The organism is Brucella pseudintermedia (assembly GCF_008932435.1).
GTDB lineage: Bacteria > Pseudomonadota > Alphaproteobacteria > Rhizobiales > Rhizobiaceae > Brucella > Brucella pseudintermedia.
Genome location: NZ_WBWE01000001.1, coordinates 26288 through 47338, shown reverse-complemented (window position 1 = coordinate 47338; position 21051 = coordinate 26288). Strand labels below are relative to the sequence as shown.

Genomic DNA, 21051 nt, shown 5'->3' with positions numbered 1-21051 from the left:
ATCAATGCAGGGACAAAAAATTCCCGCAACCGTTATCACGGGTTTTCTCGGATCGGGCAAAACGACGATGATCCGCAATCTATTGGAAAACGCCAATGGAAAACGCATTGCATTGATCATCAACGAGTTTGGCGATCTCGGTGTCGATGGAGGCATTCTGAAAGGCTGCGGTATCGAGACATGCCGCGAGGAAGATGTGATCGAGCTCAACAATGGCTGCATTTGCTGCACTGTTGCCGATGATTTCATCCCGACGATGACCAAGCTTCTTGATCGTGCTGATCGCCCTGATCATATCGTGATCGAAACCTCCGGCCTTGCCTTGCCGCAGCCGTTGGTTGCCGCCTTCAACTGGCCGGAAATCAAGACGCAGGTGACAGTCGATGGCGTGGTCACGGTGATCGATGCCGCCGCTGTTGCAGAGGGACGTTTTGCCGATGATCATGACAAGGTTGATGCACAGCGGGCAGCGGACGAATCTCTTGATCATGAAAGCCCCTTGGAGGAACTTTTTGAGGATCAGATTCATGCAGCCGACCTTATCGTGCTCAACAAGGCCGATCTGATCGATCCATCGAGATTGGAAAGTGTCAAGACCGATGTGGCCGAGCGCTCGTCGCGCCGGGTGAACATGGTTCCTGCAAGCTTTGGCAAGCTTGGAGCCGATGTTCTGCTGGGCCTCGGTGTCGGTACGGAAGACGACATCGCCAACCGTAAGTCTCACCATGAAATTCATCATGCGGATGGACATGAACACGATCACGATGAGTTTGAGAGTTTTGTCGTCGAGACAGGTTCTGTTGCCGATCCCAAACTATTCACGGACAAGCTAAAAGCGGTCATCGCGGAACATGACATTCTTCGTCTGAAGGGCTTTGTCGATGTGCCGGGCAAGCCGATGCGTCTGGTCGTGCAGGCGGTCGGTCCGCGCATTGAGCATTATTTCGACCGTCCATGGGGCAAGGATGAAACGCGCTCCACGCGGCTGGTTGTCATCGGATTGCACGATATTGACGAAACAGCGATTGCCCAAGCGGTGAAAGACGCCGCCTGATGCATCTCCTGCTTGCCCAGAAAGGAACGATCAGCGACGGCAATGAGGCCGTCGATCTCGGCCAGACACCGGGAGAAATATTGTTCCTTTCCGCCGCCGATACAGAACTGGCCAGTCTGGCGCAGGCACACAGGCTTGCACCGGATTTGCCAAGCTTGCGGCTGGCCAATTTCCTGAGCCTCACCCATCCCATGTCCGTTGATGCTTATGTGGAGCGCACCGCGCGGCACGCAAAGCTGATCGTCGTTCGCATCATTGGCGGGGAGACCTATTGGCCCTATGGGCTGGAAGCACTACATGCCTGCGCCGTCAATCATGGCGTCAAGATTGCCGTATTGCCGGGGGACGATAAGCCAGACCACGGGCTGGACCGTTTTTCGACGATCTCTGCCCAGGAACGAAATGAACTCTGGCAGTATCTGATTGAAGGCGGGGCGGCAAATACGGGCGCATTTCTTCACTATTGCGCTGCACTGATCGCGGGTTCCGAGAAGCCGGAGAGTGCCGCCCCTTTGCTCAGGGCCGGTCTGTGGTGGCCGGGAGAGCATGTCGCGTCGCTGGAAAGCATCCGTACGCAGTGGAGCGATGTAAAGGCACCAGTCGCCGGCATCATTTTTTATCGGGCGCTGGTGCAAAGCGGACAGACGCAGCCTGTCGATGCGCTGATCGCTTCGTTGCAAGCAAATGGCCTCAACCCGCTTCCGATATTCGTTTCGAGCCTCAAGGACCGATTGTCCGCAGCCGTTGTCGATGGTCTGTTTGCGGATTGTCCGCCGGATATCGTTTTGAACGCCACCGGATTTGCGATTTCTTCGCCAGGTGCCGAGCGCAAGCCGACGGTGCTGGACAAGCGCGGCAATATGGTCTTGCAAGTTATCTTTTCCGGTACGCCGAAAACCGTCTGGGAAACGTCGCAGCAAGGGCTGCTGGCGCGCGATCTGGCGATGAATGTCGCCCTGCCGGAAGTGGACGGGCGGGTGCTTTCGCGTGCGGTATCCTTCAAGTCTGCAAAGCAGTTTGATGCGGCAGTAGAAGCGAATATCGTGACGCACGAGCCGCATGAAAACCGCGTGGATTTTGTGGCGCAACTTGCCGCAAACTGGGTTCGGTTGGGGCGGAAATCGCCTGAGGAAAGGCGTGTTGCGCTGATCCTTGCCAATTATCCGAACCGCGACGGGCGGCTTGGCAATGGCGTGGGTCTCGACACGCCAGCCGGAACGGTCGAAGTCCTGCACGCCATGGCCAAGGGCGGCTATCCCGTCGCTAACCTGCCGGTGGACGGTGATGCTTTAATGCGTGCCCTAACGGCAGGGCCGACCAATGCCGCACGTGACGGGCGCGAGATACGCGAGACGATTTCACTGAATCAATACAAGGCTTTCTTCAAAAAACTTCCCATTGCGATTCAGAAAGAAGTTGGAGATCGCTGGGGCCCGCCGGAAAACGATCCTTATTTTGCCGAGGAACTTGTCGCTTTCGCATTCCCGTTGATGCGGCTGGGTGAAACCCTTGTCGGTATTCAGCCTGCACGCGGCTACAATATCGATCCGAAAGAGACTTACCACTCGCCCGATCTGGTGCCGCCGCACGGCTATATTGCCTTCTACGCGTTTCTGCGCGAGGTCGCAGGCATTGATGCCATTGTGCATATGGGCAAGCATGGAAATCTGGAGTGGCTGCCGGGAAAGGCGCTTGCGCTGTCGGAAAACTGCTATCCCGAAGCCGTGTTCGGTCCCACACCGCATATCTATCCTTTCATCGTAAATGACCCCGGTGAAGGCACGCAGGCCAAGCGTCGTGCCGGTGCAGTCATCATCGACCATCTGACGCCACCGCTGACACGCGCTGAAAGTTATGGGCCGCTGAAAGATCTGGAAGCGCTGGTGGATGAATATTACGAAGCCTCCGGTGTCGATACGCGCCGCCTCCTGAGACTGAAAGGGCAGATACTCGACCTCGTGCGCGACATCGGACTTGATCGCGATGCAGGCATTCAAGACCATGACGATGAAGACATGGCGCTGCAAAAGCTCGACGCTTACCTTTGCGATCTCAAGGAAATGCAGATTCGTGATGGACTGCATATTTTCGGGCTTGCACCTCAAGGCAGACTGCTGACCGATCTTCTGGTCGCGCTGGCCCGTGTGCCGCGCGGTGTTCCGGTTTCGCTTGGCGGTGCGCCGGGCGATCAAAGTCTCCAGCGGGCAATCGCTGCGGATTGTGGGTTTGACGAAATATTCGATCCGCTGGATTGCAACATGGCCGAGGCATGGACGGGAGAGAAACCGGAACTCCTGCGCGCCGCTAGCCCAGCAACATGGCGCATAGCAGGCGATACGGTGGAACGTATCGAGCTGCTGGCGGCGAGTTTTGTTGCGGGCGAAAAGGAATGCCCGCAAGACTGGTCGCAGACGCGGGCGGTGCTGCAATCCATAGAGGAACATCTGCGTCCCATGGTGGTCAATTGCGGTCCTTCGGAAGTAGACGGGTTTCTTGCCGCGCTTGGCGGGCGATTTGTGCCGCCGGGACCGTCCGGCGCACCGACACGGGGCCGTCCCGATGTGCTGCCGACCGGGCGCAATTTCTTCTCTACCGACAGTCGTGCCGTTCCCACGCCGGCCGCATGGGAACTTGGGCGTAAATCGGCGGAACTGCTGATTACCCGCTACACGCAGGACCATGGTGAATGGCCTACATCTTTCGGCCTGACCGCGTGGGGTACGTCGAATATGCGCACCGGCGGAGATGACATTGCGCAGGCCCTGGCGCTGATCGGCGTGAAGCCGGTCTGGGACATGGCGTCACGCCGGGTAACCGGATACGAAATTGTTCCGATTGCAAAGCTTGGCCGTCCGCGGGTTGATGTGACATTGCGCATTTCCGGCTTCTTCCGCGATGCGTTTCCAGAACAGATTGCGCTGTTCGACAAGGCTGTGCGCGCAGTGGGGGAGCTAGATGAGGATGCCGAGGATAATCCGATTGCGGCGCGCATGCGGATAGAGCAAGCGCGTCTCGTTGCAGATGGGGTAGACGAGAAGACGGCACAGCGCCGTGCAGGCTATCGTGTCTTCGGGTCCAAACCCGGCGCTTATGGTGCAGGCTTGCAGGCGCTGATCGACGAGAATGGCTGGGCCGGGCGCAACGATCTGGCGGAAGCCTGGCTTGTCTGGGGCGGATATGCCTATGGCGCGGGTGAGGAAGGGCAGGCCGAGCGTGGCCTTTTGGAAGAAAGGCTTCGTTCGGTTCAGGCGGTGGTGCAGAATCAGGACAACCGCGAACATGATCTCCTCGACAGCGATGACTATTATCAGTTCGAAGGCGGAATGGCCGCGACCGTGGAAAGCCTGAGCGGCGCAATGCCTGCGGTCTATCACAACGACCATTCCCGCCCGGAGAAACCGGTGATCAGGGCATTGGAGGAAGAGCTTTCACGCGTCGTGCGGGGGCGCGCGGCCAATCCGAAATGGATCGCGGGTGTGATGCGTCACGGCTACAAAGGGGCGGCGGAGATTGCGGCAACGGTCGATTATCTGTTCGCCTTTGCAGCGACCACCGGCAAGGTCGGAAATCATCACTTCGAGGCGGTCTATCAGGCTTATATCGCGGACAGGACGGTGCATGACTTCATGGCTGAGAAAAACCCCGCAGCACTTGCCGAGACGGCAGCGAAGCTGAACGACGCCATCGAGCGGGGCTTCTGGACACCACGGTCCAATTCGGCGCGGTTCGAACTGGAACAACTTGCGACTTTGAATCCGGGAATGAGAACAAATGGCTGAAAAATCTGCAAAACTTCTCTCCATGACTGAAGAGGAACTGAACGCCCGCCATGCGGACAAGATGCGCAAGAAGAAGGCTGCTCGCGACAAGATCCAGGCTACGAAGACCAAGGAAAAGGGGCTGGTGATCGTCCATACCGGCAAGGGCAAAGGCAAATCGACCGCCGGTTTCGGGATGGTTTTCCGTGCATTGGGTCATGGTATGAAGATTGGCGTCGTGCAGTTCGTCAAGGGTTCGTGGGACACAGGCGAGCGCTGGGTGCTTGAAAAATTTCCCGAGCAGGTGACGATTTCAGCGCTGGGCGAGGGCTTTACCTGGGAGACGCAGGATCGCACGCGGGATATCGCCATGGCGCGGGGCGCGTGGGAACAGGCCAAGGCGCTGATAATGGATGAAAGCTACGATATGGTGCTTTGCGACGAGCTGAATATCGTTCTTCGTTATGATTATCTGCCGGTTGAGGAAGTGATTGAGGTTCTTAAAGCCAAGCCGGAGATGAAGCATGTCATCATTACCGGGCGCAATGCCAAGGAAGAGTTGATTGAAGCGGCGGATCTTGTGACCGAGATGGAGATGATCAAGCATCCATTCCGCTCCGGCGTGAAGGCACAGAAGGGCATTGAATTCTGATGATCGATAGCTGGCAGTTCTGGGCGCTGATGTCGGCGGTATTTGCCGCGCTGACCGCGATCTTCGCCAAGATCGGTATTCAAGGCATCAATTCTGATTTTGCCACGCTTGTGCGCACGCTGGTCATCATTGGCGCGCTATGCCTGTTCCTGACGATTACCGGACAATGGCAGAAGCCGGGCGAGATTTCCGGAAAATCGTGGCTGTTCTTGGTGCTTTCGGGACTGGCGACCGGTGCTTCGTGGCTTGCCTATTTCCGGGCCTTACAGATCGGTGATGCATCCCGCGTCGCGCCGATCGACAAATTGTCGGTCGTGCTGGTGGCACTGTTCGGTGCGGCATTCCTTGGTGAGCGTATGTCCACCATCAACTGGTTCGGTATTCTGCTTATCGGTTGCGGCGTGGTGCTGGTAGCGCTTCGGATTTAGAGCGGTTCCGCTTAAAACGGAGCCGTCGGAACCGCTCTAACTATTTGTTTCATCGCATTATCCGACGCAAAACCGTTTCACACTTTTGCTGGAAATGCTCTAGAATCCCATCCACTGGCGCAGCGGGTTCGTTCCGTCCATCAGGAGGCGAACTGCCAGTGCCAGGCTGACCACGATCAAAAGCGGTTTGATGATGCGTGAGCCGACTTTCATCGCCAGGCTCGCGCCGATCTGTGCGCCGATGAACTGGGCGATGCCCATGCAGATGCCGATTTTCCAGTTGATGACGCCGACAGCGGCGAAGGTCGCAAAGCCGCCGATATTGGACGCACAGTTAAGAAGTTTTGTGTGAGCGGTGGCTTTCAGCACGCCGAAACCGGCAAGCGCTACAAAGGCGAGCATGAAGAACGATCCGGTTCCGGGGCCAAAGAGCCCGTCATAAAAACCGATCAGCGGAACGAGCGTCACGCCGAAAAGAAACGGTCCGAGACGTCGCGCCCGGTCAACGTCGCCAAGGCTCGGCTTGACGGCAAAATAGACTGCGATGGCGATAAGGAGGATTGGCAGGGCCGCTCGCATGATATCCACCGGCAGAACGGTTGCCAGCAATGCGCCCAATACCGAGCCGATGAGCGAGGCGAGCGCTTCGGGCCACTGTTCCCGAATGTTGACATGCCCTTTGCGCGCATAGGCGATCGTTGCCGAAGACGATCCAAACAGTCCTTGCAGCTTGTTCGTTCCCAATGCTTCAACGGGTGGTATTCCGGCCAGCAACAAGGCGGGAATCGTAATCATTCCGCCGCCGCCGGCGATGGAATCGATGATTCCGGCAATGAATGCCGCAGCCGTCAGGAGCAGGGTAAGCGTATCAAAGAAATCGAGCATCGGGGGGAGCCTAAAGGAGAGGTTGGGGCAACATAGAGCAGCGGATGCGCGAACGCCAGTCAAACGAGGAGTTTCGCCTGAAGAAAGCGGCGTACGGAGCGAGATTGTTTTCCTGTGCATCCGGCGCTATTCATTATATGCAGGCTGAAAGTTTAGAGGGGTTCCATGAGCGAAAGCATCTTTGAGCGGATTACTGCTTTTTTGAGCAGGAAGAGTGCCGTGCAGCGCGTCGCCGACGATCCGGCGCTCGCTTCTGAATTGCTTTTGCTGTTGCATGTGGTGTTTGCCGATGGCGACCAACACCCAGCCGAAATAGCCGCTTTCAAGGAAATTGCCGAAAAGAATTTCGGCATTGCGCCAGAAGAGCTTCCGGAAGTCGCGGAATATCTCAAGGATTTTGCTTACGAGACGACAACCAAGCAAGCCGCCAATATGCTGGCAGAGATGGCGCCGGAGCGTCGTTTAGCGTTGCTTGGCGACCTCGTGACAATCGCCTGCTCCGATAATCGCCTTGATCGCAGCGAAGCAACAATGATCCAGCGTATTGCCGATACGCTCGGGGTCAAGCCGGAAGAGCTGCACAAAGCGCGCCGTTCATCTCCCTGTGGTTCCTAGAGCATGTCTCCCAAAAGTGGGAACCGGTTTTGGGACAACGACATGCTTAAAAGCAATTTCATCAGAGTTCTTGGCATGGGCGGTTCGTCGGGCGTGACGTTCGATGAGCTTTTGGCCTTGGCCGAGCAAGTGTTGGCTCGGGGAGCGTGTTCGCGGCCTGATGCTATCGCGACCTTGAGCACGAAGCGCGGTGAGCCGGTATGGGCTGAGCTTGCTTCATATTATGCATGTGCGGTTTGTTACTTCGATGCGGAGCGACTGGAGCAGGAAACACCACGTCTGAAAAATCCGTCGGAGGCTGTTTTCCGGACAGTCGGTTGTCATGGTGTTGCCGAAGCAGCAGCGCTTGCTGCCTCTGGTCCGAGCGGTATTCTGGCAGTCGAGAAAACCGCCTCGGGCCGAGCAACTGCCGCTCTGGCGATTGCTGCCCCCAGCGGCGCTCCGCAGTTCAGGAAAGGAAGATCGTGACTGTTCATTTCATTGGCGCCGGTCCCGGTGCGGCGGATCTTATCACCGTTCGCGGCCTGCGCCTGATCGAACAATGCCCCGTATGCATCTATGCGGGGTCGCTGGTGCCGAAGGAACTTGTTGCCGGAGTGCCCAAGGGTGCGCATCTGGTCGACAGTTCATCCCTGACTTTGGATGAGATTATCGCTGAAATGGAAGCCGCACACGCTAAGGGTCTCGATGTCGCGCGGGTGCATTCGGGCGATCCGTCAATTTACGGTGCTATGGCCGAACAGATGCGGCGGTTGGACAGTCTCGGCATTCCCTATGATGTGACGCCGGGTGTTCCAGCATTTGCGGCTGCTGCCGCCGCCATGAAGCAGGAACTGACCATTCCCGAGGTCAACCAGACTATCATCTTGACCCGCACCTCGATGAAATCGTCCGCAATGCCGGAAGGCGAGAACCTTGCCACACTTGGACGGTCGGGCGCGACGCTGGTGATTCACCTTTCCATTCGCAACCTCGCGAAGATCAAGGCCGAGCTGACACCTCTTTATGGCGCTGACTGCCCTGTAGTCGTCGCCTATCGCATTGGATGGCCGGATGAGCGGATACTACGCGGCACGTTGTCGGATATAAGCGAGAAGGTGGCAATGTCGGGCCTACAACGCACTGCGATGATTTTTGTCGGGCGAGGTCTGGACCCCAAGAACTTTCGCGATTCCGCGCTCTATCATGAAGCGCATAGCCACGCGGCGCGTTCAAAAGCCTAAGTTTGTACGGGCGAATGCGATTGCATCTTCCGGCGAGACAACAACATTTCCCGCTGTCGCCGGCGGGCGGGAAATCATCATGACCGGAAGCCCTAGCGCGCGAGCGGCTTCGATCTTGACATAGGAAACGGTGCCACCCGAATTGCGGCTGACGATCAACCCGATCTTGTGGTTCTCCAGAAATTGCCTTTCCGCTGCGAAATCGCCGGGCTTTGCGAGGATAAGCTCGCAATCCGCGGGCAGTGCTGTTTCCGGCGGGTCGATCATGCGCAAGACGAAATGAACGTCCGAGCGCTTGGCGAATGGCGCGATATGCTGGCGGCCGAGCGCTAGAAACACGCGCTCGCCGGAAGGGACAGCGCTTGCAGCTTCGGCTTCGTTGGAAACGTCGATCCAGCGGTCTCCCGGCTGTTTCTGCCATGCTGGGCGCTCCAGCCTCACCAGTGGAACGTCGCACCTGCTTGCGGCCTGAACCGCATTTTGCGAGATGCGCGTGGCATAAGGATGGGTCGCGTCGATAACGAGGTCGATCCCTTCGCAATCGAGATAGGAGGCAAGGCCGTCAATGCCTCCAAAGCCGCCGCTTCGAACCGCACCGCGCAGTTTGGCTGGATTGCTGGTGCGTCCGGCGAGCGAGGTGATCGCTTTGACGGGCAGTTCCGCAAAGGCCGTGGCCAGCGCTGCTGCCTCGGTCGTTCCGCCCAAAATGAGTATTTTGGGCTCAGATGCGCGCAAGGATATTGCCACTGCGATCGGTCACGATAATCTCAACTTCCACAGGTGCGCCGCGAAGGGTTTCCAGTGCTGTTTCCTTCGCTTTGAGCGCAATGGGCGTCGCCATGTCGAAGCCGATTGATTGAGTCAGTTCAAGCACTTCCAGAGCAGTGTTCGCAAAGAGAATCTGCTCCTTCATGCTTGTTGGTGTGCCTGCCTTTTCCGCTATGGTCCAGAGGAAGCCCTTGTCCACCTGCGAGCGCGAAGAATGGAGATCGAGCGCGCCTTGGGCGAGCTTGGTCAGCTTGGCGAAACCGCCCGCAATTGTCAGCTTGTCGATTGGGTGGTCACGCAGATATTTGAGCACGCCGCCCGCGAAATCGCCCATGTCGAGAATGGCAAAATCCGGCAGGTCATAGAGCGCCTGCGCCGCGTCTTCGGACGTCGAGCCGGTCGCGCCGAGCACGTGCTTTTGCCCGGCAGCACGCGCAACATCGATTCCGCGATGGATCGAATGAATCCATGCCGAGCAGGAGAACGGGTGGACCACCCCGGTGGTGCCGAGAATGGAGATGCCGCCAACAATGCCGAGGCGCGGGTTCCATGTTTTCCTGGCAATTTCCTCGCCGCCCGGAACCGATATCGTAATGACCAGATCGGCGGGCAGGCCATATTCGGCGCAAATCTGTTCGCAGATTTCCGTCATCATGCGGCGCGGAACCGGGTTGATGGCGGCTTCACCCGGAGGAATTTGCAGACCGGGCCGCGTGACCGTGCCAACGCCTTCACCGGCGCGAAAGATGATGCCGGTTCCCGGCGGCGCCGGGAATACCGTCGAGATGATCGTGGAGCCATGGGTCACATCAGGATCGTCGCCCGCATCCTTGACGATGCCCGCCATCGCATAGCCTTCGCCCAGCCCTTCGTAGGCGAGCTGGAAGTAGGGCACTTCGCCTTTTGGCAGAATTATGCCGACGGGATCTGGAAATTCTCCAGTGATGAGCGCCATCAAAGCTGCCTTGGTGGCAGCGGTCGCGCAGGCGCCGGTAGTCCAGCCGCGGCGAAGCTCGGCCTTTTCCTGACTTTTATTCGTTGGAGCGGTTTCGTCATTCATGGACGCCTTATAATGTATCTGCTAGCTGTGTCGCCAGACAGAATAATGGTTGACGAGAATGAACAAGGCTGAAGAAGCGGCGGCATGTGTCATTGCGAAAAGCAGGGTGACCTTGCCTGCGATGGAGCCCGGCCATGTGTGGCTCGTGGGGGCGGGGCCGGGCGACCCCGGACTTCTGACGCTTCACGCCGTCAACGCTCTGCAACAAGCGGACGTCATCGTTTACGATGCGCTGGTGGATGATGCCTGCCTTTCCCTGAAACAGGCGGATGCTGTTCTGGAATATGCAGGCAAGCGCGGCGGCAAGCCCTCGCCGAAACAGCGCGATATTTCCCTGCGGCTTGTCGAACTTGCAAAACAGGGCAAGAAGGTGTTGCGCCTGAAAGGCGGCGACCCGTTCGTGTTCGGGCGAGGAGCGGAAGAAGCGCTCACGCTCGTTGAGCACGGTGTTCCGTTTCGCATCGTTCCCGGAGTGACCGCCGGAATTGGCGGCCTCGCCTATGCTGGCATCCCCGCAACGCATCGCGACATTAATCAGTCGGTGACGTTTTTGACCGGTCACGATGCCAGCGGTTCTGTACCGGACGGGATGGACTGGACCGGCATCGCCAGAACCTCTCCGGTGATCGTCATGTATATGGCGATGAAACATATCGATCTCATCGCCAGGCGGTTGATCGATGCCGGGCGCTCGCCGGATGAGCCGGTTGCGTTTGTATGCAATGCCAGCTTGCCTGACCAGATCGTGCTTGAAACAACATTGATGCAGGCTGCAAGAGACGTTGAAGCGGCGGGGCTGAACCCGCCTGCAATCGTGGTTGTGGGGCAAGTGGTTCGCCTGCGGGATGGATTGGACTGGATGGGCGCTTTGAGCGGCAAGGTGCTGTCCAGCGATCCGCTCGGCATAAAGAACCAAAATGAGGGAGCGCAAACCGCATGAAGGGTTTCATGATAGCAGCCCCAGCTTCCGGGTCGGGCAAGACAACGGTAACGCTGGGTTTGTTGAGGGTTCTGAAGCGCCGGGGCGTAGCGCTTGCGCCGGTGAAGGCCGGGCCGGACTATATCGACCCCGCCTATCATAGGGCCGCGAGCGGTGCAGATTGCTTTAATCTCGACCCCTGGGCCATGCGTCCTGAACTTATCAGTGCGCTTTCCTCCCGCATGACGGAAAGCGGCGCCAAGCTGCTGGTCGCCGAAGGCATGATGGGGCTTTTTGACGGAGCGCTGGACGGCAAGGGTTCTTCCGCCGACCTCGCCCGGCTACTTGACCTGCCGGTAGTGCTGGTGGTGGATTGCGCCCGTCAGTCGCATTCCATTGCCGCGCTCGTCTGGGGTTTCAGTCAGTTTCGCAAGGATGTGCTGATTGCGGGAATTATCCTCAATCGCGTCGGCAGTGCCCGACACGAGGCGATGCTGCGCGGCGCCTTGGAGCCGCTCGGCATCCCGGTTCTCGGTGCACTGCCTCGCGATGCTGCTCTTTCGCTACCTGAAAGGCATCTGGGGCTGGTGCAGGCGGGCGAACATTCCGATCTCGAAACTTTTCTGGATCACGCCGCCGATGTCATCGAAGCGCATCTTGATCTGGACGCATTGCAGTCACTCTGGTCACGACCAAAGCGTTACGATGCAATGGCCAATGTGCCGCGCCTGAAACCGCTTGGCAGCCACATTGCGGTTGCCCGCGACGACGCATTCGCTTTTGCCTATGCGCATTTGTTTGAAGGCTGGCGCAGGCGCGGGGCTGAGATTTCGTTCTTCTCGCCGCTTGCCGACGAGACACCGAGACAGGACGCTGACGCCATCTATCTGCCCGGTGGTTATCCGGAACTTCATGCAGGACGTCTTGCACAGGCAAGGCGGTTTCAAACGGGCATACGCGAAGCCGCAACCCGTGGCGCAACGATCTATGGCGAATGCGGCGGCTACATGGTTCTTGGCGAGAGCTTGCACGATGCGGAAGGCGTTGCGCATCCGATGCTGGGTCTTCTGCCGCTCGAAACCAGCTTTGCGAAAAGAAAGCTGGAACTTGGCTATCGCCTGCTGGAGCCGCTTGAGGGTTCGCCATGGGTCGAGCCGTTGAAAGCGCACGAGTTTCACTATGCCAGCATCGTGCGGGAAGGGAACGCTGATCGTCTTTTCCGTGTTCGGGATGCTGTGGGCGATGATCTGGGCGAGGTGGGTCTCAGGGTCGGTTCCGTTTCCGGCTCGTTCATGCACGTTATCGATTTTTGCGGAGAGAGAGCTTGAGTGCAGAAATCGAGCATGGCGGTGCGCTGGATAAGGCCGTCGCACGTTTTGGCGGACAGCCGCAAGACTGGCTCGATCTCTCGACGGGCATCAATCCGGAGCATTTTCCACTTCCCCAGCTGACACCGGAAATCTGGAATCGCCTGCCGGACGAGGGGCTGCTACGGGAAACGTTGCGGCTGGCCCGTGGCTATTATGGGCTTGGCGAGAATGCGCCTATCATTGCCGCCCCCGGCACACAGGCTTTGATCCAGCTCGTTCCCATGCTGGTTGCTCCGTCTACGGCTGCGGTTCTCGGGCCGACGTATCAGGAACATGCGGCCTCGTTCTCCGCTTCCGGCTGGAAGGTTGTGCAATGCACGACGATTGATGAAATTCCAGACGATGCGACGGCGGCGGTTGTCGTCAATCCCAACAATCCCGATGGGCGCGTGGTTTCAAAAGGCGATCTGCTGCATCTGGCGCGAAAGCTGGGTGCACGGGGCGGCTTTCTGATCGTGGATGAGGCTTTCGCCGATGCGCATGAGGATGTCAGCGTTGCAGCAGATACGGAAGACGTGCCGATGATCGTGCTGAAATCCTTCGGCAAGTTTTTCGGGCTGGCTGGCGTTCGTCTGGGCTTTGTAATCGGCGGGAAACGTTTTGTCGAGGCTTTGCAGCAGCGGCTTGGGCCATGGGCGGTTTCCGGTCCGGCGCTCGCAATTGCCAGCCATGCCTTCAGCGATGCCGAGGTGCTTTCCAACTATCGTGCGCGTATCGATCTGCGGCGGCTGGAGCTATCTGCTGTTCTCGAGAAATCAGGCCTTAAGGAAATCGGCGGCACGGCACTGTTTTCTCTTATTGAACATTCGGATGCGCACGAACTCTATGCCAGACTGTGCCAGAGACTTATTCTGGTCCGGAAGTTCGATTATGCCCCACGCTGGCTGCGCATTGGTCTGCCGTTGGATGACGTGGCGCTTACGCGCTTGGAAAAGGCGTTTAAATCCTGATTCAGTTTTTCTGGTCAAACTCATGGAAATAAAGCTCATTATTCTTTCGCTTGCGCTGCTTCTCGATCGCTTTGTCGGCGATCCCCCGCAGCTATGGCAAAAGATGCCGCATCCTGTCGTGCTGTTTGGGAAGGCAATCTCTTGGGGAGAAAAGCGCTGGAACAGCCGGAATTTCCCTGCTTCGCTGCGTCGCCGAAATGGCATGTGGCTGACGGTTGGGCTGGTGGCGGCCTGCGTGGTTCTGGGGCTTGTCCTTGAGGCTTTGTTGCCTTTTGCCGGAACAGCAGGTGCGGTTGCGGAAATCCTCATCGTGACGGTGCTATTGGCGCAGAAAAGCCTTGCCGATCATGTGCAGGCAGTGGCGCTGGCGCTGCGCGAGGAGGGGATCGAGGGCGGACGGCGGGCCGTGTCGATGATTGTTGGGCGCAATCCTGAGCATCTTGACGAAGGCGGCGTTAGCCGAGCAGCGATAGAGAGTCTCGCCGAAAACGCATCGGACGGAATTGTTGCGCCTGCGTTCTGGTTTCTGGTGGGCGGGTTGCCGGGCCTGTTTGCCTACAAGATGATCAATACCGCTGACTCGATGATCGGTCATCTCAATGATCGCTATCGCGATTTCGGGCGTTTTGCCGCGAAGCTGGATGATGTTGCAAACTACATTCCCGCTCGGTTGACAGGGCTGCTGGCATCACTTGCCACTGCCGTCACGAAAGACAAGCTCTCAGGAAGGGAAGCCTTCTCCGTCATGCGTCGTGACGCGCGACTGCATCGCTCACCCAATGCTGGCTGGCCGGAATCGGCATTTGCAGGCGGGCTGGGACTGGCGCTGGCCGGCCCGCGCCAGTATGGGACGGAAAAAGTTGAAGGTCCGATGCTCAATGCATCCGGTAAACGCGATGCCGATGCCGATGATATCGATGCCGCGCTTCGCCTGTTTTGGTCAACAATGAGCCTGATGACCGGGCTGGTGATCGCCGCGAGCCTGCTTGGGCTATTTGTCGGTTAGCACGAACCGTTTGCCGTCGAAGCGCTGGAGGCGGTTGGGATTGTCTGTCCGAATGCCGTTGCCGTCGAACTTGATCGTGCCAAGCACGCTTTCGAAGGAACCGGTGCGCAGCGTATCAAGCACCGGCTGCTTCTTCTCGTCGGTGCGCCGGATCGCATCCGCGGCAATCTCCGCGCTGGCATAACCGATGACGGCATAAGCATCGGCAAGTTTCCCGGCCTGATGCAGTGCTTCGATTGCAGGCTTTGCGGTCGAAAGATCCTGCGGACGGAGCGGGGCGATCATCAAAGTGCCCTGATTCAAGGACTGTGCGCCGGGCGCGGCATCCAGCAGGCTGCCGCCCGCAATCGTCAGCGGGTGATTGAGGGCGGCAGCGCTTGCGCCGATGGCGGCGATATCGTCGCGCTCGCCGCCAACATAGACGTGAGTAGCGCCCGCGCGCCGCAGCCGGGCGACCAGCGCATTCTGATTGTCGAGACCAGGCCGGTAGGTGTCGGTGAAAACCGGCTGAAGCTGCTGCTCCTTGAGGCTTGCCAGCACACGCGCTGCCCGTTCACGCCCCTCAATCGTACCGTCATCGATGACAGCAAAGGGTTGGGCGCGCCAGAGACTGGCGAGAAAGCTGCCAGTCGCTTGCGTTTCCTTGTCGAGCCCGGTTGCGAGACGAAATACCGCCATCGGCGTGGTTGCGCGCCTTTCGGTGAGCGTCGGTTCGCTGACGCCGGATGCCACGACCGATATGTTGCCGGCTGCGAGGATCGGAAGTGCTGCCTCAAGGGCGTCGGGACACAGGAAGCCGGTCGCGATCCGGACGTTTTCCTTCACGAAACGTTCTGCCGCTTCCCTGCCGCCTTCGGCATCGCAACGGTCATCGGATATGACGAGTGGAGCGCTTTTCGCCGCGGCCGCGATGTGGGCTCCTTCGGCCAGTTGATTGCCCAAGGGAGCGAACGTTCCCGACAGAGGCGCTGCAAGTCCGATGCGCATATCCTCTGCCCGCGCCAGCATCGAACTGGCCAGCAGTGTGAGGATAATGCTTGTCAGCGCTGCAACAGGACGTTTCCCTAGCTCGATCACGTGATCCGTCTTCATTAAACAATTCGTGGCATTTTCAACGAAAAGTGGGTAGCTGTTTCCTCGCCTTTGTGCAATGCCCGTTTCTGGGGGCCGATATTGCGGCTTCTGAGCAAGATAGCTGGCTTCAGGTAATATACCCATAGGGCGAGATGGATTCTGTTGGACGTGCAAACGATTAAGAACATCATTTCCAGTGCAGCTTCGGTGGAATCCAAGTCCTACCGCGATGCCATGAGCCATTATGCCGGCGCGGTACAGATCGTCACGACGGCGGGCAGCGCGGGAAGGCGCGGCCTCACGCTGACTGCGGCCTGCTCGGTGTCCGATAATCCGCCGACGATCCTCATTTGCCTCCAGAAAGTTCATGAGGAAAACCGGCTGTTCATCGAGAATGGTGTGTTTGCCGTCAATACGCTCGCTGGCTCGCACCAGCAGCTTGCAGACGCGTTTTCCGGCCGTATCGGTCTGACGCAGGACGAGCGGTTCGAACTGGCGCAGTGGGAAGTTCAGGTTACCGGAGCGCCCATATTGCGGGGAGCGCTTGCTTCTTTCGATTGTCGGGTGGTCAGCGTTCAGGATCACTCCACCCATCACGTGCTTTTCGGCGAAGTGGTCGGCCTGCGGTCGAGGGCCGAGGAGGAAGCGCTGGTTTATCTCAACAGGCGCTATCATACTCTGGAGCTGTAGTGCGATGAGGCGACGTGGAACGAGCGGTCTTGTGGGCGCTTTATTTCTGTTTTCAGCGTCTTCTGCATTTGGCGCAGGTCTTTTGCCTGCATTCAAGGACGATTATTTCGCGTATCCCGGCATTATCAGCAGCGCTGACAACGGTGATTACAAGGTCGTCGATTACAATGAGATGCGCGATATCAACGGGCGCGATGCGGTGCCTGAAAAGCGTGTGAAAGACGCCTATGTTTCGCTGAAAGCCCGCGCCTACCAGAAGGACGTGACTTTTCAAACCGTTGCCGGACCGGTCAAAGCCATGACGGCGGGCAAGCGGGAAGGCGCATCTTTCATCGTCATCTACCTGCATGGACGTGGCGGCAATCGCCTGCAAGGCATGAACGATTTTACGTTCGGCGGCAATTTCAACCGGGTGAAGAATCTCGCGGCATTGAACGGCGGCCTTTATGTCACGCCGGACTTCAAGGATTTCGCCGATGTGGGAGAGGCGCAGATTGCCGGGCTGATCGACGCCGTCAAGGCGTCATCGCCAAACGCTCCGTTGATCCTGTCCTGCGGCTCGCAAGGCGGAACACTGTGCTGGCGCATAGCGGGAAACGAAAAGGTCGGGGGTGGGCTTGCAGGTCTCATCCTGCTCGGCTCGCTCTGGGATGAAGGATTTTTCAAGTCTCCAGCATTCAGGAAGCGCGTTCCTGTTTTCTTCGGCCATGGAAGCCGCGACCCGGTTTTCGCCATCGACAAGCAGGAAACCTTCTACCGCGAGATCCGCAAGCGCGCGCCGGGTTATCCGGTTCAGTTTCGCCGTTTCGAGAACGGCAATCACGGCACGCCGATCCGCATGGCAGACTGGCGGGAAATGCTGAACTGGATTCTGGCAAAGCAATGACGTCAGCCTGTGGATGCGAATCGAAATTCTGGCAATGTGACCTTCCTGCCACTCGACAATCGTGCAAAACCGAATAGTTATCGAACTTAAAATTTACCTACTCAGCAGATCCTATGAGGTTGATCATGTATGGACGCGCCCGCACCGGAGCCCGTTTCCTAGCCATTGCCATGTTGGCCCCGCTTGCCGCTGCCTGCACGACGACTGTACCGACCACCACGGCGACGCCGGGCAAGACCGACGCTCCGGTCAGTGCGCCGACGATTTCGATGCCGCGCTTTACACCTACGGCTTATGTCGATCCGGCGCTGGCCCAGCCGTGCATCACCGCTGCAGCCAACAAATATTTCTTGCCGGAACGCGTTATCTCCGCCGTCAATTCCCGTCCGGGTGCAGCAGGCGGAACGGATGTCGATCTCAAGGTGGACCTGCGCACGGCTGTTTGCCAGCTCACCGCCAAGGGCGGTGTGCGCGCCGTCATCGACACGTCGCCGAAGAGCGCCGACCAGATTGCAGCTGAAGCAGCAGCCGCCAAGGCCGATGCCGCCGCCGCTGCCCAGCCGAAAAAGGCCAAGGCAAAGAAGAACTGATTCAAGAATCACTTCTAACATACGAAAAAGGCATGGTTTTCCCTGCCTTTTTGTTATTTGTTTTCCGGGTTTTCGCCATACCAGCGCGGCGTGTAGACCCATTCTCGGCCATCGGATTTCGCGAAACTTCGGGTGTGGGAAGAGCCGACGATCACTACGGTACGCATATCAACCTCGCCGGGCGTCAGCGCGCCGAGCGTGGTTATCCGTGTCGTCTCCGCAGGCCTGCCTATGTCTCGTCCAAGGACGATGGGCGTCTCTGGCGCGCGATATTGGCGCAGGATTTCCAGTGCGCGGCCAAGCTGATGCGGGCGCGCCCTGGAAATGGGATTGTAGAACGCCATGGCGAGATCGGCTTCGGCGGCGAGCGCCAGGCGCTTTTCGATGATTGCCCAAGGCTTCAGATTGTCCGACAGGGAAATGATGCAAAAGTCGTGTCCCAGCGGCGCACCAATGCGCGATGCGGCAGCCATTGCTGCTGAAATTCCGGGCTGGATGACAAGCTCCACACCGTACCATGCGGGATTGTCTGTTTCGTGCAGCGCCTCCACAACCGCCGCAGCCATCGCGAAGACGCCGGGATCGCCCGAGGAGACCATGATGACATGCCGACCGGAAGCCGCGAGTTGGAACGCGTGACGAGCGCGCTGCATTTCCTCGCGATTGTCCGTCATGTGAATGATCTGGTCCGCGCGGAAGGGGCGAAGGTTCTCCTCTGCCATTCGCACATAGGTCTCATAGCCGAGGATGTCTTCAGCCTGTTCCAATTCATGCTGGACGGCGGGCGTCATCAGGTCCCGCGATCCGGGTCCAAGTCCGATAACGACCAGCTTGCCACGCTTTCGACCGACAAAGAGTACATCTGCCGGTGTAGCGGCTATGGCGACGGCCAGCCCGTCGCTATCTATCAGTTCGACCGGCTGTTCCACGGAACGAAGGACCAGATCGCACGCATCTGTCGCATCTGCCACATAGCGCAGCGGAATATCGAGATTGGCCGCTACCTGATGAAGTACGGAAGACGCACAATTCTTCTCGTGGGCGAGAAGCAACGCCAGAGACGACTGGGCTATTCCGGCTTTGGCCAGAGCATCTTCGATATCGTTCTGAATGTTCTCGCTGATCCTATCGACGGCAATAGCCACACAGCGCGGATGATAAATCAACTCGTCCGGGCGCGGTGCACGGTTGCGGGGCGTTATGCTGATCGTCAACGCGCCGTCGTCGGCAAAAGGCAATTTCGATTGCGCAAGCCAGCGCGATTGTCCGTCCAGCCGCAGCTTCTGCCCGGCGAGCAGGTTCGACATGAAATTTTTCGCGTCGTCAGGATTAGCAAGCGTCAGTTCGGCAGGCGGGTGCAGCAAATTGATCCCGAACCGCAATTCGCCGGACGTGGTTATTGCAGGCACAACTTCCAATGCCGCCGCAACCTGCCTGGCCATGTCGTTTACACCGGAGAGACCGCCCAAAAGCGGCACGACCGTGCTTCCATCTTCGGCAACGGCCAGAACCGGCGGTTCGATACGCTTGTTCTCAAGCAGCGGGGCGAGCGCCCGGATGACGATGCCGGCGGCGCAAAGCGCAATGATGGGGCGACCTTCCTCGTAAAGCGATCTTATCGCATCGCCGAAATGCATGAAGGTGCTGTCAACCGATGCAACACGGTTCCGAAGGCCGAGTATTTCGGCGCGTTCCAGCGCCATTGCGATTCGCTGTGCGGCGGGCACAGCAGCTTCTCCGAGCACCAGAATTGCGGGGATCATGCGCCGTTCCATTTTTGCCCCGGAACGAGAATGATCGAGAAATAGGGGCAATCGCCGCCATCGACTTCGGCAAGCGGCACGATGCGCTGATTGGACATGGTGGCGCGCTCGACATAGAGCGCACGCTCCATGAGATCGAGATCGCCAAGCACGGTGCGGACCTTGTCGAGATTTTTGCCAAGCTTCATTATGGCCGCTGCTCCCGTATCCGCGAGCCGCTGTTTCAGCTCTTCGGCGCTCATGACGCCGGAAAGGACGGATAGCGTCTGGTTGCGATAGACCAGCGGCGCACCGAGGACGGCAGAGGCACCGAGAACGGAACAGACACCGGGAACCACTTGCGTTTCATACCGGTCCGCAAGCCTGTCGTGGATATACATGAACGAGCCATAGAAGAACGGATCGCCTTCCGCGATCACGGCTACATCCTGTCCGCGATCGAGATGGCTTGCTATCGTGCCCGTTATCTCGCCATAGAAATCGCTGACGATCTGTTCGTAATCCATGTGTGCCGGGAGCTTTTCCGTCGTCACCGGATAGATCAGCGGCACCAGAATCTGTTCCGGTGAAAGATATTCCTCGACTATTGAGAGGGCGTTGCCCTTCTTTCCCTTCGCGGCATGATAAGCAACGACCGGCGCGCTTTTGAGAAGGCGAAGGGCTTTCAGCGTTATCAGTTCGGGATCGCCGGGACCGACGCCCAGGCCAAACAGTCTGCCTTTTGCCGCCATTATTCGCGCTCCGAGGCGAGCGCGTTGACCGCCGCTGCCGTCATGGCGCTGCCGCCGCGTCTTCCGCGCACGATCACATAAGGCACGCCACGGCTGTTTGCGGCGAGTTCTTCCTTCGATTCTGCCGCGCCGACGAAACCGACCGGCATTCCGATGATCAGTGCGGGTTTCGGCGCACCGGCATCCAGCAGTTCGAACAGGCGGAAGAGGGCAGTTGGTGCATTGCCGATTGCAACGACGCTGTTGGCAAGATGCGGGAGCCAGAGGTCGAGTGCAGCCGCCGAGCGGGTATTGCCGATCTTCGCGGCGAGCTCGGGAACCGACGGGTCGCCAAGAGTGCAGATGACTTCATTGTTTGCGGGCAGACGAGAACGGGTAATGCCTTCGGCCACCATGCGCGCATCGCAGAGGATGGGCGCGCCTGCGAGCAGGGCGTCGCGCCCGGCTTTGCCCGCGCCTTCCGAAAAGGCGAGGTCACCAACCACATCCACCATGCCACAGGCGTGAATCACGCGGACCGCAAGCTTTTCCAGATCGGCGGGTATGCGGCTCAGATCGGCTTCGGCACGGATGATGGCAAAAGACCGGTCGTAAATCGCCTGCCCGTCGCGAATATAGTCTGTCATAAG

General features: G+C 58.5%; 21 protein-coding genes. 14 read left to right on the top strand and 7 right to left on the bottom strand.

Going from position 1 to position 21051, the window contains the following annotated elements:
• Positions 1 to 4: 4 nt before the first annotated feature.
• The 4 genes from cobW to F9K78_RS00210 are packed head-to-tail and all read left to right on the top strand — an operon-like array spanning position 5 to position 5892.
• Positions 5 to 1054, top strand: coding sequence for a cobalamin biosynthesis protein CobW (gene cobW, locus F9K78_RS00225; RefSeq protein ID WP_121982248.1), 1050 nt, complete (start codon positions 5 to 7; stop codon positions 1052 to 1054).
• Positions 1054 to 4833, top strand: coding sequence for a cobaltochelatase subunit CobN (cobN, locus tag F9K78_RS00220; protein ID WP_121985061.1), 3780 nt, complete (start codon positions 1054 to 1056; stop codon positions 4831 to 4833). The genes cobW and cobN overlap by 1 nt, the downstream gene beginning before the upstream one ends.
• The gene (gene cobO, locus F9K78_RS00215; protein WP_121982250.1) at positions 4826 to 5464 is read left to right on the top strand and encodes a cob(I)yrinic acid a,c-diamide adenosyltransferase; all 639 of its coding nucleotides are present in this window, start codon (positions 4826 to 4828) and stop codon (positions 5462 to 5464) included. The genes cobN and cobO overlap by 8 nt, the downstream gene beginning before the upstream one ends.
• The gene (locus F9K78_RS00210; RefSeq protein ID WP_121982251.1) at positions 5464 to 5892 is read left to right on the top strand and encodes an EamA family transporter; all 429 of its coding nucleotides are present in this window, start codon (positions 5464 to 5466) and stop codon (positions 5890 to 5892) included. The genes cobO and F9K78_RS00210 overlap by 1 nt, the downstream gene beginning before the upstream one ends.
• A gap of 99 nt (positions 5893 to 5991) precedes the next feature.
• Here the strand turns inward: F9K78_RS00210 and F9K78_RS00205 are convergent, their stop codons facing one another.
• A complete protein-coding gene (locus F9K78_RS00205; protein WP_121982252.1) occupies positions 5992 to 6777 on the bottom strand; it encodes a TSUP family transporter in 786 nt (261 codons plus the stop codon).
• Positions 6778 to 6942: 165 nt separating this feature from the next.
• Here F9K78_RS00205 and F9K78_RS00200 point away from each other — a divergent pair, with 165 nt between their 5' ends.
• Genes F9K78_RS00200 through cobM form a run of 3 tightly spaced genes read left to right on the top strand, consistent with a single transcriptional unit; the run spans position 6943 to position 8615 of the window.
• A complete protein-coding gene (locus F9K78_RS00200) occupies positions 6943 to 7392 on the top strand; it encodes a tellurite resistance TerB family protein (RefSeq protein WP_121982253.1) in 450 nt (149 codons plus the stop codon).
• 42 nt (positions 7393 to 7434) lie between these two features.
• Positions 7435 to 7860, top strand: coding sequence for a cobalamin biosynthesis protein (locus F9K78_RS00195; protein ID WP_121982254.1), 426 nt, complete (start codon positions 7435 to 7437; stop codon positions 7858 to 7860).
• Positions 7857 to 8615 carry a precorrin-4 C(11)-methyltransferase gene (cobM, locus tag F9K78_RS00190; RefSeq protein ID WP_121982255.1) on the top strand — a complete coding sequence of 253 codons (759 nt, stop codon included), beginning with the start codon at positions 7857 to 7859 and terminating at the stop codon, positions 8613 to 8615. The genes F9K78_RS00195 and cobM overlap by 4 nt, the downstream gene beginning before the upstream one ends.
• On the opposite strand, the gene F9K78_RS00185 is transcribed toward cobM, so the two are convergent.
• Both F9K78_RS00185 and F9K78_RS00180 read right to left on the bottom strand, forming a co-directional pair.
• The gene (locus F9K78_RS00185; RefSeq protein ID WP_121982256.1) at positions 8604 to 9350 is read right to left on the bottom strand and encodes a cobalt-precorrin-6A reductase; all 747 of its coding nucleotides are present in this window, start codon (positions 9348 to 9350) and stop codon (positions 8604 to 8606) included. The two genes, cobM and F9K78_RS00185, sit on opposite strands and share 12 nt — an antisense overlap.
• Complete coding sequence (locus F9K78_RS00180) at positions 9337 to 10443, bottom strand: cobalt-precorrin-5B (C(1))-methyltransferase (protein WP_121982257.1); 1107 nt, start codon at positions 10441 to 10443, stop codon at positions 9337 to 9339. The genes F9K78_RS00185 and F9K78_RS00180 overlap by 14 nt, the downstream gene beginning before the upstream one ends.
• Positions 10444 to 10501: 58 nt before the next feature.
• On the opposite strand from F9K78_RS00180, the gene cobA reads away from it, so the two are divergent.
• The 4 genes from cobA to cbiB are packed head-to-tail and all read left to right on the top strand — an operon-like array spanning position 10502 to position 14688.
• Complete coding sequence (gene cobA, locus F9K78_RS00175; RefSeq protein ID WP_121982258.1) at positions 10502 to 11383, top strand: uroporphyrinogen-III C-methyltransferase; 882 nt, start codon at positions 10502 to 10504, stop codon at positions 11381 to 11383.
• Positions 11380 to 12690: a cobyrinate a,c-diamide synthase gene (locus F9K78_RS00170; RefSeq protein WP_121982259.1), complete on the top strand. Its 1311-nt coding sequence runs from the start codon at positions 11380 to 11382 to the stop codon at positions 12688 to 12690. Before cobA ends, F9K78_RS00170 begins: the two co-directional genes overlap by 4 nt.
• A complete protein-coding gene (cobD, locus tag F9K78_RS00165) occupies positions 12687 to 13682 on the top strand; it encodes a threonine-phosphate decarboxylase CobD (protein WP_121982260.1) in 996 nt (331 codons plus the stop codon). The genes F9K78_RS00170 and cobD overlap by 4 nt, the downstream gene beginning before the upstream one ends.
• A 22-nt stretch (positions 13683 to 13704) precedes the next feature.
• Complete coding sequence (gene cbiB / locus F9K78_RS00160; RefSeq protein ID WP_121982261.1) at positions 13705 to 14688, top strand: adenosylcobinamide-phosphate synthase CbiB; 984 nt, start codon at positions 13705 to 13707, stop codon at positions 14686 to 14688.
• On the opposite strand, the gene F9K78_RS00155 is transcribed toward cbiB, so the two are convergent.
• Entirely contained in the window at positions 14674 to 15765 is a 1092-nt protein-coding gene (locus F9K78_RS00155) for a branched-chain amino acid ABC transporter substrate-binding protein (RefSeq protein WP_376903283.1), read from the bottom strand. The genes cbiB and F9K78_RS00155 overlap by 15 nt on opposite strands.
• A gap of 165 nt (positions 15766 to 15930) precedes the next feature.
• On the opposite strand from F9K78_RS00155, the gene F9K78_RS00150 reads away from it, so the two are divergent.
• From F9K78_RS00150 to F9K78_RS00140, 3 genes are all read left to right on the top strand, one after another.
• Positions 15931 to 16452 (top strand): flavin reductase, encoded by a 522-nt coding sequence (locus tag F9K78_RS00150; RefSeq protein ID WP_121982290.1) that lies wholly within the window; start codon positions 15931 to 15933, stop codon positions 16450 to 16452.
• A 4-nt stretch (positions 16453 to 16456) separates the two neighbouring features.
• Complete coding sequence (locus F9K78_RS00145; protein WP_121982263.1) at positions 16457 to 17338, top strand: alpha/beta hydrolase; 882 nt, start codon at positions 16457 to 16459, stop codon at positions 17336 to 17338.
• 125 nt (positions 17339 to 17463) lie between these two features.
• On the top strand, positions 17464 to 17928 hold the full coding sequence (locus F9K78_RS00140) for a hypothetical protein (RefSeq protein ID WP_121982264.1): 465 nt from the start codon (positions 17464 to 17466) through the stop codon (positions 17926 to 17928).
• Between the two features lie 53 nt (positions 17929 to 17981).
• On the opposite strand, the gene cobJ is transcribed toward F9K78_RS00140, so the two are convergent.
• The 3 genes from cobJ to F9K78_RS00125 are packed head-to-tail and all read right to left on the bottom strand — an operon-like array spanning position 17982 to position 21048.
• Positions 17982 to 19691, bottom strand: coding sequence for a precorrin-3B C(17)-methyltransferase (gene cobJ / locus F9K78_RS00135; protein WP_186443326.1), 1710 nt, complete (start codon positions 19689 to 19691; stop codon positions 17982 to 17984).
• A complete protein-coding gene (locus tag F9K78_RS00130; protein WP_121982266.1) occupies positions 19688 to 20422 on the bottom strand; it encodes a precorrin-2 C(20)-methyltransferase in 735 nt (244 codons plus the stop codon). Before F9K78_RS00130 ends, cobJ begins: the two co-directional genes overlap by 4 nt.
• Positions 20422 to 21048 carry a precorrin-8X methylmutase gene (locus F9K78_RS00125; protein WP_121982267.1) on the bottom strand — a complete coding sequence of 209 codons (627 nt, stop codon included), beginning with the start codon at positions 21046 to 21048 and terminating at the stop codon, positions 20422 to 20424. Before F9K78_RS00125 ends, F9K78_RS00130 begins: the two co-directional genes overlap by 1 nt.
• Positions 21049 to 21051 lie beyond the last annotated feature (3 nt).

What these genes read in the sequence shown, in the direction of transcription:
- F9K78_RS00195 (WP_121982254.1), top strand. Translation starts at nt 7,435, where the DNA reads ATGCTTAAAAGCAATTTCATCAGAGTTCTTGGCATGGGCGGTTCGTCG.
- cobA (WP_121982258.1), top strand. Translation starts at nt 10,502, where the DNA reads ATGAACAAGGCTGAAGAAGCGGCGGCATGTGTCATTGCGAAAAGCAGG.
- F9K78_RS00170 (WP_121982259.1), top strand. Translation starts at nt 11,380, where the DNA reads ATGAAGGGTTTCATGATAGCAGCCCCAGCTTCCGGGTCGGGCAAGACA.
- cbiB (WP_121982261.1), top strand. Translation starts at nt 13,705, where the DNA reads ATGGAAATAAAGCTCATTATTCTTTCGCTTGCGCTGCTTCTCGATCGC.
- F9K78_RS00140 (WP_121982264.1), top strand. Translation starts at nt 17,464, where the DNA reads ATGTATGGACGCGCCCGCACCGGAGCCCGTTTCCTAGCCATTGCCATG.
- F9K78_RS00145 (WP_121982263.1), top strand. Translation starts at nt 16,457, where the DNA reads ATGAGGCGACGTGGAACGAGCGGTCTTGTGGGCGCTTTATTTCTGTTT.
- F9K78_RS00125 (WP_121982267.1), bottom strand. Translation starts at nt 21,048, where the DNA reads ATGACAGACTATATTCGCGACGGGCAGGCGATTTACGACCGGTCTTTT.
- F9K78_RS00200 (WP_121982253.1), top strand. Translation starts at nt 6,943, where the DNA reads ATGAGCGAAAGCATCTTTGAGCGGATTACTGCTTTTTTGAGCAGGAAG.
- F9K78_RS00180 (WP_121982257.1), bottom strand. Translation starts at nt 10,443, where the DNA reads ATGAATGACGAAACCGCTCCAACGAATAAAAGTCAGGAAAAGGCCGAG.
- F9K78_RS00130 (WP_121982266.1), bottom strand. Translation starts at nt 20,422, where the DNA reads ATGGCGGCAAAAGGCAGACTGTTTGGCCTGGGCGTCGGTCCCGGCGAT.
- F9K78_RS00210 (WP_121982251.1), top strand. Translation starts at nt 5,464, where the DNA reads ATGATCGATAGCTGGCAGTTCTGGGCGCTGATGTCGGCGGTATTTGCC.
- cobJ (WP_186443326.1), bottom strand. Translation starts at nt 19,691, where the DNA reads ATGATCCCCGCAATTCTGGTGCTCGGAGAAGCTGCTGTGCCCGCCGCA.
- cobW (WP_121982248.1), top strand. Translation starts at nt 5, where the DNA reads ATGCAGGGACAAAAAATTCCCGCAACCGTTATCACGGGTTTTCTCGGA.
- F9K78_RS00205 (WP_121982252.1), bottom strand. Translation starts at nt 6,777, where the DNA reads ATGCTCGATTTCTTTGATACGCTTACCCTGCTCCTGACGGCTGCGGCA.
- cobO (WP_121982250.1), top strand. Translation starts at nt 4,826, where the DNA reads ATGGCTGAAAAATCTGCAAAACTTCTCTCCATGACTGAAGAGGAACTG.
- cobN (WP_121985061.1), top strand. Translation starts at nt 1,054, where the DNA reads ATGCATCTCCTGCTTGCCCAGAAAGGAACGATCAGCGACGGCAATGAG.